Source organism: Paenibacillus naphthalenovorans, from assembly GCF_001465255.1.
Taxonomy (GTDB): Bacteria; Bacillota; Bacilli; order Paenibacillales; family NBRC-103111; genus Paenibacillus_G; species Paenibacillus_G naphthalenovorans.
Map to the genome: position 1 here is coordinate 4,443,488 of NZ_CP013652.1, position 17,143 is coordinate 4,460,630.

Genomic DNA, 17,143 nt, shown 5'->3' on the forward strand with positions numbered 1-17,143 from the left:
CACCTCACCATGCGACCCAGCCAAACAAGGTCTCCAAAATTTTCACAACACTTACGTTCCATCGCACCGACAGCTTCTTATCGACTTCCGTTTTCATAAAGCCGTTGATCCGCTTGTTCTCCAGCACGATAGAGTGCTCCGGGTCTATGGCCGCCCACGACAGCGGAGCCGTGTGATTCAGCTTCATGATGACTTCGCTGTCGGCGCCGTTCCATGTTTTATCGAGTTGTGTTCCATCGGCAAATTGAAAACGGACCGGGACATTTTGGTAGGTGCCTCCAAGCTTGCGCAGCTGCACGCTGTTCTCATAGTAGGTTTGGCCATTTTCTGTCACCTGCTGCACTTTGATGCCGGTTACGGCGTAGTCGACCATCATGCCGTTATAAACGTATTGATCAAAAAACGGCTGCCAACTGGTTTTCGTCACATCTTCTACGACTTGTTGAAAATCCGACGTAGTCGGGTGCTTGAATTTCCAGCGCTGGAAATACGTTCGCATGATCTTGTCCATGGTCTCTGCTCCGACCTGACGTTCCATGGCCTTCAGCACCAGCTTGGCGCGGGTATATACATTCTCGGCATAGTGATGGTGTCCGTCATAGCTCCAGGCATTCTTCAGCAGCGCCGCCGGATTGGTGATGTAGCTCGACTCCACGAGCAGATTCGGGCGAACGCCGTATTCCGCTTCCATTAACTTGTCTTCCACATAAGAGGTAAAGCCTTCGTCGAGCCACGCCTCTTCAAATTCATTGCTGGCGACCATGCCGTAAAAAAATTGGTGGCCGATTTCATGCACCACAACCCGTTCCAGCTCCAGACTCGGGTTCTCTTCGGCTGCTCCCCATGCGGTAATCAGCGTAGGGTATTCCATTCCTCCGGCTCCGTTGCCCTCCTCCGGCGGCACGACGATCGACAGCGTGTTGTAAGGATAACTGCCGTACCACTGAGAGTATCGGGCGAGCGCTTTTTTGGCGGCTGTCATATAACGGGCCTTCAGATGCTCATGCTTCGGATCCAGATACAGCTTGATGCGGACGCCGGGCAGATGAGGAGTGGCGTAGGGTTCTTCATGGTATATAAAATGCGGCGAAGCGGCCCAGGCAAAATCATGCACATCGTCGGAGTAAAACGAGTAGGTTTTCGTTTTGCCGTCATCGGAGACGGGTTTGGTCGGGAAGCCGGTGGCCGCTACCTTATAGGCGGAAGGCACCTTGATTCTAACGTCGAATATGCCAAAGTCCGCGTAAAACTCCGAATTCCCGTGATACTGGTGCAAATTCCAGCCCTCATCTGTCCGACCGCGGGTGCCTTTGGGCTCGTATACGGCGATTTTGGGAAACCACTGGCCGGCCATCACAAAATCGTTCGCATAGCCCATTCTGGCGAAAACCTGCGGCAGCTTCACGGAAAATTGGGTCAGCAGATCTACACTTCCGCCCGGCATGACGGGCTTTGGAAGCGGTACCCTGATCAGGGTGTTGTCGTCCTTGTTGCCGTCATCCGGCTGGACATACTCCATCCGGTCGATCAGCTCCATCTCGGCTCCGTCAAGCGTTCGAATGGAGCTGACCGTCATGCTGCCAAAGCTGTCTTCCTTGCGGACATCGTCCCGCAGCTTCCCGCCGGATTCCTTCATGAACGTCGTTTTCTTGGACTCGAACGCATTGGGATACAAGTGAAAATAAAGCTCCTGCACCGGGCGACTTCCCGGGTTTTTCCAAGTCATCGACGAGGTGCCTTTAATCAGCTTGCCATCGGCATCCAGTTCTACGTTGAGATGATACTCGACGATGCGGTTGGATAATGGCTTCGGCGCCGGTTTCTCTACAGGCTTGACCGGCAAGCTGGGAGGTGCGGGAGGAGGGGCCGCCGGTTCGTTCACTCGTCCGCTAACCGGCTCCGCATGTGCTGTCGGCAAAAAAATGCCCGTAGATGAGCCGTCCGCTTGTCCCCTGGCTTGAGGCCATGCCGGCGCCTCAACGATGGAGTGCCCCGCGGTTGACCTTATGGGCTTCAGGTTGAGCGGATCCACCCCCCCTTCAGCAGGGAACACGGCAGGGTAAGCGGCTTCGGCGGAAAGCTTCCAACCGGCGGAAGGAGTTCCCGACCGGAAGTCGGACGACAGCAGGGCATTCGTCAGCAGTGTGACACCGCAGGCGAAGATTGTAAGTAAGCCCCATGATACAATGGGGCTGCCGATTCGTTTTTTCATCCATATTCACCCCGTTGACAAGCATCTACAGCATGTATATGTTTGTGGGACGAGGATTATTTCTGCCTTTTTTCCTTTACGGGTTTTTCCCGGGCATTTGCGTTTGGGAACGGAGCGGCTTCGATTTATTTACATGCTCCGGTACTTTGGCTACAATAATAACGAGTGAGATTGAACTATGCGGAACTTTGAATTATAGGATAGGGATGGTGTGCCTTGTGGATATAAATGAAAAGAAAAAACTGCCTTCACTTAATATTGTCAGCAATAAGGAAACGAAGCACCGCGGCTTTGGCCAAGGCTCGATCGACCTGAGCCAATTATCCTGCGTCATTATTGACGAGGGAGAAGCCTATATCGATCAGGGGGCGCTGCATGCCAAGAGCAAAATAGAAAAAGGGATCAAGTTTACCACGAACAAGGATGAGGTTCCCAACGGACGCCCCTGCTGGATCGTTTGGGTGGCAGTGGATTTCAAGGAGGACGGCAAATACTATGCAGGGGTCACTTCCTGCGAGATGACGGTAGATCCGGAGGCGCGCAAAGGCTGGAAAGTGCTCGCCGATCATGTGAACCGGATGGATTATGCTCTAAAGCGCCGCATTATGCTCGATAATCTCGGGGAACGGGAAAAAGCCGCTCTCAAGAAACTGATGATCGAGAACGACCCCGGCATGTGGGAACGCTCCGAAGCGGAACTCAAAGAAGCGCTTGCGTAAAATTTGTACATTATGTGACGGTCATTGAACGGCCTGACATAACGATGTATACTAATGCCTAGTATATGCACCATATACTAGGACAGCAAAAAGGCAGACCTTTGGTCTGCCTTTTTGTGTTGTGTACGCCCAGCAATGGGCGTCATCTCTAGGGTGAGAGTCCCGAACGGGGGCTGGCGAGCGCCTACCGTTAGCCAAGGGCAAGGATGTCCGCCGCGAGGCGGAATCTGAAGGAAGCCGGAGGCAAAAGCACGGGCCAAGGTACACGAACCCAATTTGAGGCAGTGTTAGTCGGATGAGCCTCCACACCAAGGCAAAATCCAAAGCCGCCAAGGGCTGACGCTGTAGACTTGGGTGGTCGCGGGAAAGGAGAGAGGAAACCGATGCGTTCGCGCGAAGAGCACAGACAGCCGAATATCTCGCAAGAGAGCTTCCGACAAAGGGTAGCGGTGAAGCCGCAAGGGTATGTCGGGGTGCCGAGTCCTTCGCCGGCACAAGTCGCCCCTTCCTCTCGCGAAGACCAGAACGAACTGCTGGAGAGGGTGCTCGAAAAGGATACCTTCGGCTCGCTTACAAACGAGTCGTCCAAAACGGAGGAGCGCCCGGAGTGGACGGAAGAAGGTACGCCGCAAGGCGGTCCCTTAAGTCCGCTCTTGGCCAACATCCTGCTGGATGACCTAGACAAAGAACTAACCAAACGCGGGTTGCGGTTTGTCCGTTATGGGTGCGAACTCGTCTCCGCGAGCTTCGGGCGCTTGGGGCGCCTGAATGGGCAGCTCTCATGATGGCTAATTCCCGCCGGGGTGCTTGAAAAATGTCCCGGAACACAAACAATGCCCTCCCGGCTTCCTACTGGGAAGCAAGAGGGCTGAGAAGTTTAGTTTGCTTTCTCGTTATCTGGAACTTTGTTAACCTTCGGAACCGCCGTATGCGGACCCGCATGTACGGTGGTATGAGAGGACGGGGGTTAGTCGCCCTCTCCTACTCGATTTGCGCAGCTGCCGGCGGCCTTTCAGCACGGAAGATAACGTCCTTTGGTTGATTATTGGTTGACCAAGTCCAATATAAGATTTATACTAAATCTAAATATAAAATAAAGGAATGAACCCCTATGAATAAAATCAATTTGACTGCACAGCGCAAAGCGGTTCTTGAGGCTGTCCAATATGACGATGGACACCCGACGGCCGCGGAGGTGATGGAGAGACTGAGAGAGCAAGGCCAGCAGTTCGCCTATGCTACGGTTTATAACTCCCTCAAGTATTTGACGGATGTAGGGCTGCTTCGCGAGCTTAAATTGGGAGAAGCGGCAAGCCGTTATGATGCAAGAGTGGACGATCACCATCATATTGTTTGCAAACAGTGCGGACGAGTGGACGAGGTACTGAGTCCGACGCCGGACGAATGGATTACGGCGGTGGAGAAAGCGACGAATTACAAAGTCAGCAATTCCCATGTTGTCTTTGAGGGGGTATGCGGTACATGCGCACAGCACAAAGTGTAAATCTGTTCCAAAATTTCGAGATTACGGATCAAAGCCGATTGCGGGAGGAGGATTCTTGGATGCTGGGGAACGTATGCACCCGTACGCAAAGAGTGATTGTCATCAGCCCGTTTCCGAATCGGTTGGGCGAACTGATTGGCAGGCTGGCTTCGGACTGCTTCGATATTCTGGTGTTCCACCGTTACGATCCCTTGATGATGAAGGAGCTTAACGTAAATACCATCATCTATGATTTGACATCGTCTCAAGACGTGGAGCGGGACGCGCAGCACGCCGTTTCTTTATTTTCGCAATCGCTCCGGCAGCCCCGGCTTCTTTTTTTGGTGAACGGGCAGACGGCGGCAGCTGCTTCAGCAGATTCGGCAGCCGAATTTATCAGCTGGCCTGCCGGCGATATCCGGGAAACCGTGCGGCGCATAAGCGAAGCGGTTCCGGAATCCGGGTTCACGCCCGACGTTTCCTCCGGCCGGAGTGTGTTCAAGGATTTGACGGTCGATTCCAGAAAAATGGCGGTTTACCGGGGGCAGGTACGGCTTGATTTGACGAAAACGGAATATGAGCTTCTGCAGCTTTTCCTTCAATCGGAGGGTGCGGTGCTTTCACGGGAAGATATTTTGAATCAGCTATGGGGGAGCTCGTATTTCGGCGGCAGCAACGTGGTTGACGTTCATGTGAAAAGCTTAAGGAAAAAGCTGGGCGACTCGGCTGGAGAAGCCAAGTACATCTCTACGGTAAGAGGTGTGGGGTACCGGTTGGCGGATGAGTGAGCGGCAGATTCGCCTTCATCATTTTTTCATGTAATTTTCATTTGAATATCATGATTTGGCGGTCAGCGCATGTTATGATCATATCAAGATTTAAACCAAGTCTAAATTTAAATACAAGGAGTTGCTTGATATGCATAACAGACTGACTACCAATCAAGGCGCGCCGGTAGGTGATAACCAGAATTCGAGAACAGCCGGACAACGGGGTCCGACACTGCTGGAGGACTACCATTTGCTCGAAAAGCTGGCTCACTTTGACCGCGAACGTATTCCGGAGCGTGTCGTTCATGCCCGCGGCGCAGGTGCTCACGGGGTATTCCGGACGGAGGCCAGCATGAAGGCGTACACGAAGGCTCACTTCCTGCAGGAGGTGGGGCAGGAGACGCCGGTGTTCGTCCGTTTTTCCACGGTTATCCACGGTACAGGCTCACCGGAAACGGCTCGCGACCCGCGTGGATTTGCTGTCAAGTTTTACACAGAGGAAGGCAACTATGATTTGGTAGGGAACCATCTGCCGGTGTTCTTTATCCGCGATGCGATTAAATTCCCGGACATGGTCCATTCCTTAAAGCCCGCCCCGGACACGAACGTTCAAGATCCGGAGAGGTATTGGGATTTTATGACCTTGTCTCCTGAGTCCACACATATGATGACCTGGGTGTTCTCCGACAACGGGACCCCGGCCAACTATCGGCAAATGAACGGCTTTGGCGTTCACGCCTTCAAGTGGGTGAATGCGGAAGGCAAGGTCATTTATGTTAAATATCATTGGAAGTCGCTTCAGGGTGTCGTGAATTTGTCGGCTGACGAGGCGCGCGAAGTGCAGGGCAGAGACTTTAACCACGCTACCCGGGATTTGTTCGATAACATTGAAAAGGGGAATTTCCCGCAGTGGGAGCTCCATGTTCAGATGATGCCGGTTGAGCATTTGGACCGCTTTGCGTTTGACCCGCTGGATGCGACGAAGGTATGGCCGGAGGATATGTACCCTCTGCACAAGGTCGGCACCATGACGTTGAACCGGAATCCGCAAAACTATTTTGCGGAGGTGGAGCAGTCCGCATTCGCTCCGAGCGCGCTGGTTCCCGGGATCGAGCCGTCGGAAGATAAGCTGCTTCAAGGCAGACTGTTCTCTTATCCGGATACCCAGCGGTACCGTCTGGGCGCCAATTATCTGCAAATTCCGGTCAATTGTCCGTACGCTCCGGTAAGAAATCATCAGCGCGACGGCTTCATGAACGTGAAGCAGGATCCGAGCCCGGTTAACTACGAGCCGAACAGCTTCGAGGAAAGTCCGAAGGAGGCTCCGGAGTATGTGGAAAGCCGTTCGCCGCTTTATGGTGTCGCAGGACGTCAGCGCATCGATAAAACGGACGATTTCACACAGGCGGGCGAACTTTACCGCAGCTTCTCCGATCAGGAGCGCGATCATTTGCTCAGCAATCTGGTCAATGATTTGAAGCAAACCAATGAAAAGATTCAACTCCGTGCCGTATGCAACTTCTTCCGCGCGGACCGGGAGTACGGCATGAGACTTGCGCAAGGACTGGGCCTCGACATCAGCGAATTTATGCCGAAAAACTAGCTTGGAAAAAAATAAATCAAAAGAGGGGGAGAAAATAAGTATGCAGCTAACCTTACACGAAACGCTCAACAGACAAATCGCCAATTGGTCCGTCTTGTTCGTTAAGCTTCATAATTATCATTGGTATGTGAAGGGACAGCAATTTTTTACGCTTCATACCAAATTCGAAGAGCTCTATACGGAAGCGGCGGCACATGTGGATGCTCTCGCCGAACGTCTGCTCTCGCTCGGGGGCCTGCCCGTCGCCACAATGAAGGGCTGCCTGGAGCTGGCTTCCGTCGGGGACGCCACGGGCAAAGAGACTGCCGAACAGATGGTCAAATCGATCGTTGACGATTTTGAGACCATGGTCGGTGAGCTGAAAACGGGGATGAAGCTGGCCGAATCGGAAAAAGACGAAACGACCGGCGATCTGCTCCTCGGCATTCATTCCAGTCTTGAGAAGCATGTGTGGATGTTGAATTCGTTTTTGGGCAAATAAGAGACATGATTGGAGGAAGGGGCGCTTGACGCCCCTCTTTTTCAGCTTCGATGATGGTTCTACGTACGCTTTAGTGAGTTGAAGGCTGTCTTGAGAGGCAATCCCCCAAGCGCTTCATGTCGTACTTGCGGCCGGCGTACGCAGCCCGCTTGCTTCCCATTCTGCTCCCGGTGCTAGCTGTTCCACCAACGCTTCAGGTCTTCCCACCACGTGCCGTTTTGTTTTCTTTTCGCCGGTTCGGAATTCTGGTCTCCGTCATTCCGGGCCGGCTGCTGCGTGCAGTATTCCGTTGGCTCCGTGCCTTGAACGAACGCTTCCATCCGTGAATCGGGACAGCTCTCGTTGGCCAGCTTGCCGGTCGCCGGATCGATGTAGACATTCACGACGCCTTCGGGGATCGGGAACAGCTTCGGGGGCACCGACTCCAGCGTCCGTTCCGTGAACTCGGCGAAGATCGGCGCCGCGAGGTGAGATTCGACCGCGCTGATGTTGCGGTCCTTATCATAGCCGACCCATACGGCCGTCGACAGCTCCGGCGTGTAGCCGACAAGCCATGCGTCCGTATTCGTCGTGCCGGTTTTGCCGGCAACGGGGCGCTTCAGCACGCTTGATACACGGCTGCCCGTGCCGCCTTGGTCGAAGACGCCCTCCATCAGCTTGGTCAGCACGTAGGTGTACGCGGGCTCAATGACCGTCTCCTGCTTTGGCGCGGCCTCATAGAGCACGCGTCCGCGCCGGTCTTCAATGCGCAGAATCGCTGTCGGCTCGACGCGAACGCCTTGCCCGGCCAAGATGCCGAAGGCTGAAGCCATTTCGAACGGGCTGACCGGAAAAGTGCCGAGCGCCAAAGACGGCATCGGCTTCATCGGACTTGTGATGCCCATCCGTCTTGCCATCTCAATGACGCGTTCGGGTCCTGTTTCCAACACCGTATGCACGGCAAAAATATTGTCTGATTTGGCAATCGCCGTACGCAAATCAATCCAGTCGAAGTATTTATTGCCAAAATTGCTGGGCGTGTAGGTTTGCCGTCCCTGATCGTAGGTGAATGTCGTCGGTTCGCTGAGATACCGGGTGACCGGTGAAAAATGCTTTTCCTTCAGCGCCGTTAAATACACGATCGGCTTGAAAGACGACCCCGGCTGCCGCGTATTCGCGAACACGCGGTTATATTGGTTCTCCCCGTAATTGCGCCCGCCGACCATCGCCTTGACATAACCGTTGCGGGGATCGATCGCGACAAGAGCCGTCTGAATCTCCGGGAAGTCCTTCAGCTGCTCCGTGACGACGTCTTCCGCAATCTTTTGCGCTTTCAGATCCAGGGATGTATAGATGCGAAGTCCGCTTTCCTCGAACTCTTTTTCCTCCATACCGAGCAATTCCGTGCCCAGCCTCCGCACATAGTCGTGAAAATAAGGCGCCGTCACAGGCTTTTTGTTTGCCAGCGGCAGGATGTTCAGCTTTTCCCGCGCCGCTTCATCCGCCTGCTTCTGCGTAATATAGCCGGCCTCGACCATGGTTTGCAGCACCGTTTTTTGCCGGTTCATCGCATTTTGCAAATCATAATAGGGGGAATAATAGCGCGGGCCCTTCGGTATCCCTGCCAGCAGGGCGCTTTCGGCAAGGGACAGCTCGGATGCGTTCTTGCCGAAAAACAGCTGGGAAGCCGCTTGAATGCCGTATGTAGAGTGCCCGTAATAAATTTGGTTCAAATATTGCTCCAAAATTTGATCCTTGCTCATTTGAAGCTCCATTTGTACGGCATAGTAGGTTTCCTTGATTTTGCGCGTCCATGTTCTCTCATGTGTTAAATACAGGTTCCGCGCCAGCTGTTGGGTAATGGTGCCTGCTCCCTGGACCTTGGACATATGCTGCAGGTTTACCCAGGCGGCCCTGGCTATGCCTTTGGGATCGAAGCCGAAGTGGCCGTAAAAGTTCCGGTCCTCAATCGCCAGCGTCGCTTCAATTACCTTCGGGGACATCTCCTTCAGGGAAATCATCTGGCGGTTTTTGCTCCCGCCGTACGCTTCGATCATGGTGCCGTGCACATCGTACATTTCGGAAGCCATCGCCATTTTCGATACGGGAAGCGACTGCGAACGCATGAACAGTATGAGAACCAGCAAAGCGGCTGCGCTCAACATCAGACAAGTAAAAGAAAATGATATCCACTTCTTCAATCGTTTCCCCAAGCGTTCCAAGGGATCGGTTTCTGCGGCCGTCCGTTTACTCCGCTCTTCGCTCATGTCATTCGCTCCTTTCCCGGGAAAATAAGTTCTATTATCCAGTATGGAAAAACATAGAAAACCCTATTCATGCGAATGTAACAGAAACGTTAAATTTTTTTAAAAATCGTTCGGATTCCCGGCGTTCGTATTTGCATTTTCGGGTAGATCCACTATAATACAATTTGACATGCAAGAGACCGGCTGAAACATACCAAAATAACAGTTGTCCGCCCGTCCTGCGGTTTCTCCATTGGGATGGAAGCCGATGAATATGCGCTTTTGCGAAAGGTGGAATTACATATGGAATTATGGTACACAGAAAAACAAACCGATAACTTCGGCATTACGGCAAAAATCAGCAAGACTCACGTTACGGAAAAAACGGATTTTCAAGATCTTGCGATGATCGAAACGGCCGAATGGGGCACGATGCTCGTGTTGGACGGAATGGTCATGACTACCGTGAAGGACGAGTTCGTTTATCATGAGATGGTGGCGCATCCGGCGCTCAATACGCATCCGAATCCGAAACATGTTCTGGTCGTCGGCGGCGGCGACGGCGGCGTCATCCGCGAAGTGCTGAAGCATCCGGAAGTGGAAAAAGCGGTTCTCGTTGAAATCGACGGCAAAGTCATCGAGTATTCCAAGAAGTATCTGCCTTCGATCGCCGGCGCACTGGACAACCCGCGCGTAGAAGTGATCGTGAACGACGGCTACATGCATATTCACGACCATAAGAACACCTATGATGTGATCATGGTGGACTCCACCGAGCCGGTTGGCCCGGCCGTATCGCTGTTTACACAAGGGTTTTATAAAGGAATTTACGATGCGCTCAAGGAAGACGGTATTTTTGTTGCGCAAACGGACAACCCTTGGTTCAAGGCGGACCTGATCCAAAGCGTCAATCGCGACGTAAAAGAGATTTTCCCGATTGTGCGCGTATACTGTGCCAATATTCCGACTTACCCGAGCGGCCTTTGGACGTTCACAATGGGCAGTAAAAAATATGATCCGCTTGCTGTCGATGAAACGAAGATTCCGGAGATCGATACGAAATATTACACTCCGCGCCTGCATAAAGCGGCCTTCGCGCTCCCGAAGTTTGTGGAAGATTTAACGAAGTAACCGCCAAACCAAGGAGGTCTGAATCTATGAAACTCGATCAAAAATATTCCGGTAACGTCTTTATTCTCAGCTCGGACGACTATGCGGCGTCCCGGGCGGTCATCTACGGCATGCCGATGGACTATACGGTCAGCTTCCGTCCCGGTTCCCGGTTCGGCCCTTCGCGCATTCGCGAGGTGTCGATCGGTCTGGAGGAGTACAGTCCGTATTTGGATAAAAGCCTTGAAGATATCACTTATTTTGATGCAGGGGACCTCCTGCTTCCATTCGGTAACGCGGGACGCAGCCTGGAGATCATCGGCGAGTATGTGCGCGGCCTGCTGGCTGACGGTAAATTTCCGCTTGGCCTCGGCGGCGAGCATCTCGTATCCTGGCCTGTCATCCGGGAAGTGTACGCCAAGTACCCGGATCTCGCTTTGATTCACATCGACGCCCATGCCGATCTGCGCGAGCAGTACGAAGGCGAGCCGCTGTCCCACTCGACGCCGATCCGCAAAGCGGCTGCACTGATGGGCGGCAGGAACATTTATCAGTTCGGCATCCGCTCGGGCTCCCGTGAGGAGTTCCGGTTCGGCCGCGAAAACATTAATTTCTACCCGTTCGAGGTGCTTGAGCCGCTGAAGAAAGTGCTGCCGGAGCTTGCCGGACGTCCTGTCTATTTGACGATCGACATTGATGTGCTGGATCCGATGTGCGCCCCGGGCACGGGAACCGCGGAAGCGGGCGGCATTACGTCGAAGGAGCTGCTTGCCGCGATTCACGCGATGGCCGCTTCGGAGCTGAATTTCGTCGGCGCCGACATCGTCGAGGTTGCCCCGGCTTACGATCCGACGGAGCAAACCCAGATCGTCGCCAGCAAGCTGATCCGCGAAATGCTGCTCGGCTTGGTGAAATAACATCCAGATGAATAAAACCGGTCTTTTCGTCTTACTTTCAGGCGAAGGGCCGGTTTTTTGTCTGATGTATGCTGGGGCCCCGGCCTGCTTAAGCTTGGCGCAGCGTGAGCACCGTAAGCTCCGGGCGGCACAGGAAGCGGATGGGGTGCTGAGAGACGCCGATGCCCCGGTTTACGTATAATTGCAGCTTGTGATCGCCGATCGTGTATCCGCCGATCACATACTTCTTGCCGTACTTGGGGGTCACGACATGCCCCAGCAGCGGGATCCGTACTTGGCCGCCGTGGGTATGGCCCGACAGCTGTAAATCCACCTGGTGGTCAACGGCGACGTCGGCAAAGTCGGGGCAGTGCGCCAGCAGCATGACGAAGTCTTTCGGCTTGGCCAGGCGTGTCGCCTCTTTCACATCGGGTTTCCCCATCCACATGTCTTCTACGCCCGCGATCCACATCGTGCTTCCTCCGTGTTGTACGGCCGCCAAATCATTTCGAAGCATGCGGAATCCGCCCTCGGTCAGGAGCCCGGCTACTTCGGCGGATTCATTGAAATAATCATGGTTTCCGAGCACTGAAAACTTGCCGAGCGCCGCCTTCATGTTCGCCAAGGCCTCCGCATAACGTACCCCGTCCTTGCCGATCTCGTAATCGACCAAATCGCCGGTGAAGCAGATGATATCAGGCTGGAGTCCGTTGATCGTTTCCGCCAGCCGGAACAGCTCATCCGTATCGTAATGGAAGCCCAGATGGACATCGCTGAATTGGACAATTCGGATGCCGTCCATTCCCTGAGGCAATCTCGGCAAAGACAGCGTGACTTTGTTCACTTCAAGCCAGCGGCGTTCGGCATATCGGGCATATCCATAGGCGGTCGGCGGTAGGGCTATGATACCTGCTGCTGTTAGGGCCGCCTTCTTGAGGAATGTTCTTCGGGATAGTTTTCTTTTCGCCTTCCTTGTGCTCAAATCCATGAATGAACACATCCTCCGGGAATTATGGAATCAACATGCGAAAGCAGATACAAAAGTATCGCTTTAACCCTATTTGACGTAAAATAAACGGAGCAGGTTTCAAAAGCAGTAATTACGGGAGAGGATCGTTGAGATGACGGACAAGCACACATCGGCAGCCCACAGGCGCCGGGTCGACATTATATTAGAAAGCTTTGCCGCGGGAGAACGCATCGTGCGGCGTATGGATGGGGACTTGTTTCTGAAAGGGGAACAGGTGTACGTTCGTTACGATGAACCGCCCGAAGCGGAAATGGGCCGAACCGTTACTATGGTCAAGGCAGGACAAGGAGAGCTGCGCATCGTACGTCATGGCGATATCCGGCTTGAACAAACCTTTATCCCCGGGAAGCGGCATACAGGGTACTTGCAAACCCCGCAAGGCCGAATCGAACTGGAAACGGAAACCCTCAGTCTGGATGTACGGCAGGAAGGCCCACCGGACAGCTTGGACGACATAAGCGCTCCGGGCGGTCCGCTGACCATTGCCTGGAGCTATAAGCTGTCTGTGATGGGCGAAGATGGCGGGGAATACCGTCTCTTGCTTCGTGCCGTACCGCAGAAGGATTCGGATCCCGGATCCGGCCGGGCCTGCTGACCTGTCAGGATGATTTGTCTACGGCCTGTACCGCGCGGAAGGCATGAATTTCTTTCACGCTGCTGATTTTTTTTCCGGATTTGATAATAAATCGGGCGTTTTTCCTTAAAATTCTCTTTACGGCGAGCGGCCTCAGTCCCGGTCGCCGCGCAAGCATGAGGGCGATCACGCCCGACACGTGCGAGGTCGCCATCGAAGTGCCGCTCAGCTCGTGGTATTTGCCTCGCGGCCAGGTGGAATAGATTTTCTCGCCGGGAGCATAAATATCAATTTGTTTGCCTACATTGCTAAAAGGTGCAATTCGTCCTTTGCGCGTTGTGGCGCCGACGGCAATAACCTGCCGAAGCCGCGCAGGGTAGTCGACTTCCGCTTGCTTGCCTTCGTTGCCTGAAGAGGCGACGATGATGACGCCCGCCCGGTAAGCGCTGAGGACGGCAGCCTCCAACGCTCTGCTGTACGTTTTCATGCCGAAGCTCATGTTAATCAGTTGAATGCCGTTCGAGACGCACCATTCAATCCCGCTGACAATGTCCGAGACGAAGGCACCCCCTTGGTGATCAAACGCTTTTACCGGATGAATGAGCGCGCCGGGCGCCACGCCGATCATTCCTTTGTTCTGGGTATAAGCGGCAATGGTTCCTGCGATATGCGTCCCATGGCCGTTATCGTCTATAGGAAGCAAATGGCGGTTCAAAATATTCACGCCCCGGGAGAGGCAATGGCGAAGATCGGGATGGGAATAATCCGCTCCGGTATCGATGATGCCGATGCGGACTCGTTCGCCCCGGGATTTCCTCCAGGTCTGGGGTGCGCGGATATGCTTTATTCCCCAAGGAATGACTGTTTTCTCGGCTGACCTGCCGCCTTCGGAGGGCGATAACGTTCTGGCCATAGACATATTCCAAAAGCTGTGTACTTTTGCGCGGTTGTCTTCTTCGACAAAATGGATAAAAGGAACGGAACTGAGCTTTTCCGTCGAACGCAAAGTACACGAGATACCGCGAATCAGCCTGAGCGGCTGAATGTGTCGAAGCAGGGGCAGGGATTTGCGCTGCCGGCTGATGAGCCGGGCAAAAGCAGCGTAATCGCGCCCATGAGCAAAGCGGATAATATGCCGCTTCTCGGCGTTCTTCGAATCGACCACCGCCTCATGAAGCCACGCAACAAATGCTGAAGGATTCATAATCTTCCTCCCCCCTTTAGCTGGCGAGCGTTCCTTAGTTATCGTATGTAAGAGGGTATCCTCCCGTATGAGCGCATAACCTTATGCCAAATAAATAGGTTGTAGGCATGTGTCAAAGCGCATGGGGCTACATACGATATCAAGGGGGAGTGTCTGGTGTTCCCTCTTCTAGGGTCAGAGGAGCAAGGGAAGGCTCAAGAGTCCGGCTTTGGTCCTTTGGGGATACAGTCAGGAACGAAGGATTCCGCTTAATGGGCCGTCCGGCACAGGATCGGGTTACGGCATACGGCGTAATCCTTTGTTTCATTTCGCTAAAACCCCGTCAACCAGTTGCATTTTTGGATAAAATAAGGTTTACTAATTGAAGATAGTGGATATTGTAGTGATAAAGTTGCCGACTGTGAGCGGCCACGCTTCTCTGTAACAGTTGCAAGCGCATATAAATGTCGGAAAGGATGTGCCCCGAAATGAGTGCTCAGAACCTGCTTAAAATCGGTACGGAGCAAGCCAAGGAAATGCCTATGGTGGATCTCGCCTTTGAATTGCTGAAGGCGGCGAATACGCCGTTTTACTATCGGGATCTGATGATGGAAATCGCCAAAATAAAAGGTCTGTCCGATGACGAGGTAATGCAGGTCATCGCCCAGCTATATACCGAGATCAACATTGACGGTCGTTTTGCATGTGTAGGCACCAACCTGTGGGGCCTGAAGCGTTGGTATCCCGTGGAGAAATCCGAGGATGCTGTGGGCAGCGGCAAACGTCCGCGCATCATTAACGATGAAGACGATGACTTGGATGATGAGGATTTGTTCGCTGAAGAAGAAGATACGTTTGCTGAAGAAGACTATGACAGCTACGATTCTCCTCGCGACGACTACGACTCGGAGGATGAGGTGGAGGAAGAGACCGAATTCTTCGAAGAAGAGGAGGCCGACGAAGAAGTCCTGGATGAAGTGGAACTCGATGAGGAAGTTTCCGATCTGGAGGATGACCTCGACGATCTGGAAGAAGATTTCGAAAGTGCAGACGACGATAAAAATGACAAATAATAGCTGCGCCTCCTTTCTCCTTGACAGGTTGACCCGATCAGAGTAAACTATTTTCTGGGCTTTGGATGAACATTACGGACCATGAGGTCCTTTTGGATAAAAGTGCCCCGCCGGAGCGGGGGCTTTTTCTTTTTTTTAGGCAAGCTAAACTTGGGAGGTATTACATAATGACAAAGTATATTTTCGTGACCGGAGGCGTTGTTTCTTCGCTTGGTAAAGGCATTACGGCGGCGTCGCTCGGAAGATTGCTCAAGAACCGCGGGCTAAAGGTCACGATTCAGAAATTCGATCCGTATATTAACGTCGACCCGGGAACAATGAGTCCTTATCAGCATGGGGAAGTATTCGTAACGGACGATGGTGCGGAGACAGACCTCGACCTTGGCCATTATGAACGTTTCATCGATATCAATCTGTCCAAGAACAGCAACGTCACGACAGGCAAAGTGTACTCCTCCGTCATCGCAAAAGAACGCCGCGGAGAATATTTGGGGGGCACGGTGCAAGTCATCCCTCACATCACAAACGAGATCAAGGAGCGGGTGTTCCGGGCCGGGCGCGAAGCTCAATCGGATGTAGTCATCACAGAGATCGGGGGTACGGTAGGCGATATCGAGAGCCTCCCGTTCCTCGAAGCCATTCGTCAAATAAAAAGCGACATCGGCCGGGATAACGTGATGTATATTCACGTCACACTGATTCCGTATCTGAAGGCGGCAGGAGAGGTCAAAACAAAGCCGACTCAGCACAGCGTAAAAGAACTCCGCGGCATCGGCATTCAACCTCAAGTTATCGTCTGCCGCACGGAGCACCCGCTGGCTGAAGACATGAAGCGGAAGCTGGCGTTGTTCTGTGATATCGACCCGGGCGCCGTTATCGAAGCGCGCGATGCAGAAACGTTATATGAGGTTCCGATGATGTTTCGCGAGCAGGGGCTTGACGACATCGTGGTGAATCATTTGAAGCTGTCCGCGAACGAGCCGGATATGACGGAATGGGAAAACCTGATCAAACGCGTTAAATCGCCTAAAGAAACGACCGAAATCGCCATTGTCGGTAAATACGTAGCGCTTCATGACGCTTATCTGAGCATTGTCGAGGCGCTGGGCCATGCCGGTATCGATTGCAACACTGAAGTGAAAATCCGCTGGGTGAATGCGGAAGAAGTGTACGACCACAACGTCGGCGAGCTGTTGGGCGGCGTTCAGGGAATTCTGGTTCCCGGCGGTTTTGGAGACCGCGGCATCGAGGGCAAAGTGACGGCGATTCGTTATGCCCGCGAGAACAAAATTCCGTTCTTCGGCATCTGTCTCGGCATGCAGGTGGCCGTCGTCGAGTATGCCCGTTCGGTGCTCAAGCTTGAGGGTGCGAACAGCTCGGAAATTCACCCTACGACGCCTTATCCGGTCATCGATCTGCTGCCTGAGCAGAAGGATATTGAGGATTTGGGCGGAACGATGCGGCTTGGATTGTATCCTTGCAAGCTCAAAGAAGGATCGCTCGCGATGCGCTGCTATGGTGACGAGCTTGTATACGAACGTCATCGTCACCGGTACGAGTTTAATAATGAATACCGTGAAACGCTTGAAGCCGCAGGCCTGCATATTTCGGGAACCAGTCCTGACGGCCGCTTGGTGGAAATCATTGAATGTCCGGACCACCCTTGGTTTTTGGCGGTGCAGTTCCATCCGGAGTTTACTTCGAGACCGAACCGTCCGCAGCCGCTGTTTAAGCATTTTGTACAAGCGGCTTACACTCACGGGCGATAATCTTGATATGTCGGG

At 53.3% G+C, this 17,143-nt stretch carries 15 protein-coding genes; 11 read left to right on the plus strand and 4 right to left on the minus strand.

The window, feature by feature from the left end; genetic code table 11:
* Positions 1 to 4: 4 nt before the first annotated feature.
* Positions 5 to 2,212: a M1 family metallopeptidase gene (locus IJ22_RS21780; protein WP_062410300.1), complete on the minus strand. Its 2,208-nt coding sequence runs from the start codon at positions 2,210 to 2,212 to the stop codon at positions 5 to 7.
* Between the two features lie 206 nt (positions 2,213 to 2,418).
* Between IJ22_RS21780 and IJ22_RS21785 the strand changes: the two genes are divergently transcribed.
* The 6 genes from IJ22_RS21785 to IJ22_RS21810 all read left to right on the plus strand — a co-directional run bounded on the left by IJ22_RS21785 (position 2,419) and on the right by IJ22_RS21810 (position 7,268).
* The gene (locus IJ22_RS21785; RefSeq protein ID WP_062410301.1) at positions 2,419 to 2,931 is read left to right on the plus strand and encodes a YwhD family protein; all 513 of its coding nucleotides are present in this window, start codon (positions 2,419 to 2,421) and stop codon (positions 2,929 to 2,931) included.
* A 383-nt stretch (positions 2,932 to 3,314) separates the two neighbouring features.
* Entirely contained in the window at positions 3,315 to 3,716 is a 402-nt protein-coding gene (locus tag IJ22_RS26840; RefSeq protein ID WP_062410302.1) for a reverse transcriptase domain-containing protein, read from the plus strand.
* Positions 3,717 to 4,042: 326 nt separating this feature from the next.
* Complete coding sequence (locus tag IJ22_RS21795; protein WP_054817039.1) at positions 4,043 to 4,435, plus strand: Fur family transcriptional regulator; 393 nt, start codon at positions 4,043 to 4,045, stop codon at positions 4,433 to 4,435.
* On the plus strand, positions 4,414 to 5,202 hold the full coding sequence (locus tag IJ22_RS21800) for a winged helix-turn-helix domain-containing protein (RefSeq protein ID WP_054817040.1): 789 nt from the start codon (positions 4,414 to 4,416) through the stop codon (positions 5,200 to 5,202). Before IJ22_RS21795 ends, IJ22_RS21800 begins: the two co-directional genes overlap by 22 nt.
* A 130-nt stretch (positions 5,203 to 5,332) precedes the next feature.
* Positions 5,333 to 6,787, plus strand: coding sequence for a catalase (locus tag IJ22_RS21805; protein ID WP_054817041.1), 1,455 nt, complete (start codon positions 5,333 to 5,335; stop codon positions 6,785 to 6,787).
* Between the two features lie 40 nt (positions 6,788 to 6,827).
* Positions 6,828 to 7,268: a Dps family protein gene (locus IJ22_RS21810; RefSeq protein ID WP_062410303.1), complete on the plus strand. Its 441-nt coding sequence runs from the start codon at positions 6,828 to 6,830 to the stop codon at positions 7,266 to 7,268.
* Positions 7,269 to 7,441: 173 nt separating this feature from the next.
* Here IJ22_RS21810 and IJ22_RS21815 read toward each other — a convergent pair whose 3' ends face one another.
* Positions 7,442 to 9,514, minus strand: a complete 2,073-nt coding sequence (locus tag IJ22_RS21815) for a transglycosylase domain-containing protein (RefSeq protein WP_062410304.1) — start codon at positions 9,512 to 9,514, stop codon at positions 7,442 to 7,444.
* A gap of 282 nt (positions 9,515 to 9,796) precedes the next feature.
* Here IJ22_RS21815 and speE point away from each other — a divergent pair, with 282 nt between their 5' ends.
* Positions 9,797 to 10,624, plus strand: coding sequence for a polyamine aminopropyltransferase (gene speE / locus IJ22_RS21820; RefSeq protein WP_062410305.1), 828 nt, complete (start codon positions 9,797 to 9,799; stop codon positions 10,622 to 10,624).
* Positions 10,625 to 10,650: 26 nt separating this feature from the next.
* On the plus strand, positions 10,651 to 11,520 hold the full coding sequence (gene speB / locus IJ22_RS21825) for an agmatinase (RefSeq protein ID WP_062410306.1): 870 nt from the start codon (positions 10,651 to 10,653) through the stop codon (positions 11,518 to 11,520).
* An 88-nt stretch (positions 11,521 to 11,608) separates the two neighbouring features.
* Here speB and IJ22_RS21830 read toward each other — a convergent pair whose 3' ends face one another.
* Positions 11,609 to 12,487, minus strand: coding sequence for a metallophosphoesterase (locus IJ22_RS21830; RefSeq protein WP_062410307.1), 879 nt, complete (start codon positions 12,485 to 12,487; stop codon positions 11,609 to 11,611).
* A 133-nt stretch (positions 12,488 to 12,620) separates the two neighbouring features.
* On the opposite strand from IJ22_RS21830, the gene IJ22_RS21835 reads away from it, so the two are divergent.
* Positions 12,621 to 13,124, plus strand: a complete 504-nt coding sequence (locus IJ22_RS21835) for a YwiB family protein (protein WP_074728923.1) — start codon at positions 12,621 to 12,623, stop codon at positions 13,122 to 13,124.
* A gap of 4 nt (positions 13,125 to 13,128) precedes the next feature.
* Here the strand turns inward: IJ22_RS21835 and IJ22_RS21840 are convergent, their stop codons facing one another.
* Positions 13,129 to 14,307, minus strand: coding sequence for a S8 family peptidase (locus IJ22_RS21840; RefSeq protein ID WP_062410308.1), 1,179 nt, complete (start codon positions 14,305 to 14,307; stop codon positions 13,129 to 13,131).
* A gap of 467 nt (positions 14,308 to 14,774) precedes the next feature.
* Here IJ22_RS21840 and rpoE point away from each other — a divergent pair, with 467 nt between their 5' ends.
* A complete protein-coding gene (gene rpoE, locus IJ22_RS21845) occupies positions 14,775 to 15,359 on the plus strand; it encodes a DNA-directed RNA polymerase subunit delta (RefSeq protein WP_062410309.1) in 585 nt (194 codons plus the stop codon).
* A gap of 167 nt (positions 15,360 to 15,526) precedes the next feature.
* Positions 15,527 to 17,128: a CTP synthase gene (locus IJ22_RS21850; protein WP_054817042.1), complete on the plus strand. Its 1,602-nt coding sequence runs from the start codon at positions 15,527 to 15,529 to the stop codon at positions 17,126 to 17,128.
* Positions 17,129 to 17,143: the final 15 nt, after the last annotated feature.

Coding starts and splice junctions, on each gene's coding strand:
- IJ22_RS21780 (WP_062410300.1), bottom strand. CDS start 2,212: ATGAAAAAACGAATCGGCAGCCCCATTGTATCATGGGGCTTACTTACA.
- IJ22_RS21785 (WP_062410301.1), top strand. CDS start 2,419: ATGGTGTGCCTTGTGGATATAAATGAAAAGAAAAAACTGCCTTCACTT.
- IJ22_RS26840 (WP_062410302.1), top strand. CDS start 3,315: ATGCGTTCGCGCGAAGAGCACAGACAGCCGAATATCTCGCAAGAGAGC.
- IJ22_RS21795 (WP_054817039.1), top strand. CDS start 4,043: ATGAATAAAATCAATTTGACTGCACAGCGCAAAGCGGTTCTTGAGGCT.
- IJ22_RS21800 (WP_054817040.1), top strand. CDS start 4,414: ATGCGCACAGCACAAAGTGTAAATCTGTTCCAAAATTTCGAGATTACG.
- IJ22_RS21805 (WP_054817041.1), top strand. CDS start 5,333: ATGCATAACAGACTGACTACCAATCAAGGCGCGCCGGTAGGTGATAAC.
- IJ22_RS21810 (WP_062410303.1), top strand. CDS start 6,828: ATGCAGCTAACCTTACACGAAACGCTCAACAGACAAATCGCCAATTGG.
- IJ22_RS21815 (WP_062410304.1), bottom strand. CDS start 9,514: ATGAGCGAAGAGCGGAGTAAACGGACGGCCGCAGAAACCGATCCCTTG.
- speE (WP_062410305.1), top strand. CDS start 9,797: ATGGAATTATGGTACACAGAAAAACAAACCGATAACTTCGGCATTACG.
- speB (WP_062410306.1), top strand. CDS start 10,651: ATGAAACTCGATCAAAAATATTCCGGTAACGTCTTTATTCTCAGCTCG.
- IJ22_RS21830 (WP_062410307.1), bottom strand. CDS start 12,487: ATGGATTTGAGCACAAGGAAGGCGAAAAGAAAACTATCCCGAAGAACA.
- IJ22_RS21835 (WP_074728923.1), top strand. CDS start 12,621: ATGACGGACAAGCACACATCGGCAGCCCACAGGCGCCGGGTCGACATT.
- IJ22_RS21840 (WP_062410308.1), bottom strand. CDS start 14,307: ATGAATCCTTCAGCATTTGTTGCGTGGCTTCATGAGGCGGTGGTCGAT.
- rpoE (WP_062410309.1), top strand. CDS start 14,775: ATGAGTGCTCAGAACCTGCTTAAAATCGGTACGGAGCAAGCCAAGGAA.
- IJ22_RS21850 (WP_054817042.1), top strand. CDS start 15,527: ATGACAAAGTATATTTTCGTGACCGGAGGCGTTGTTTCTTCGCTTGGT.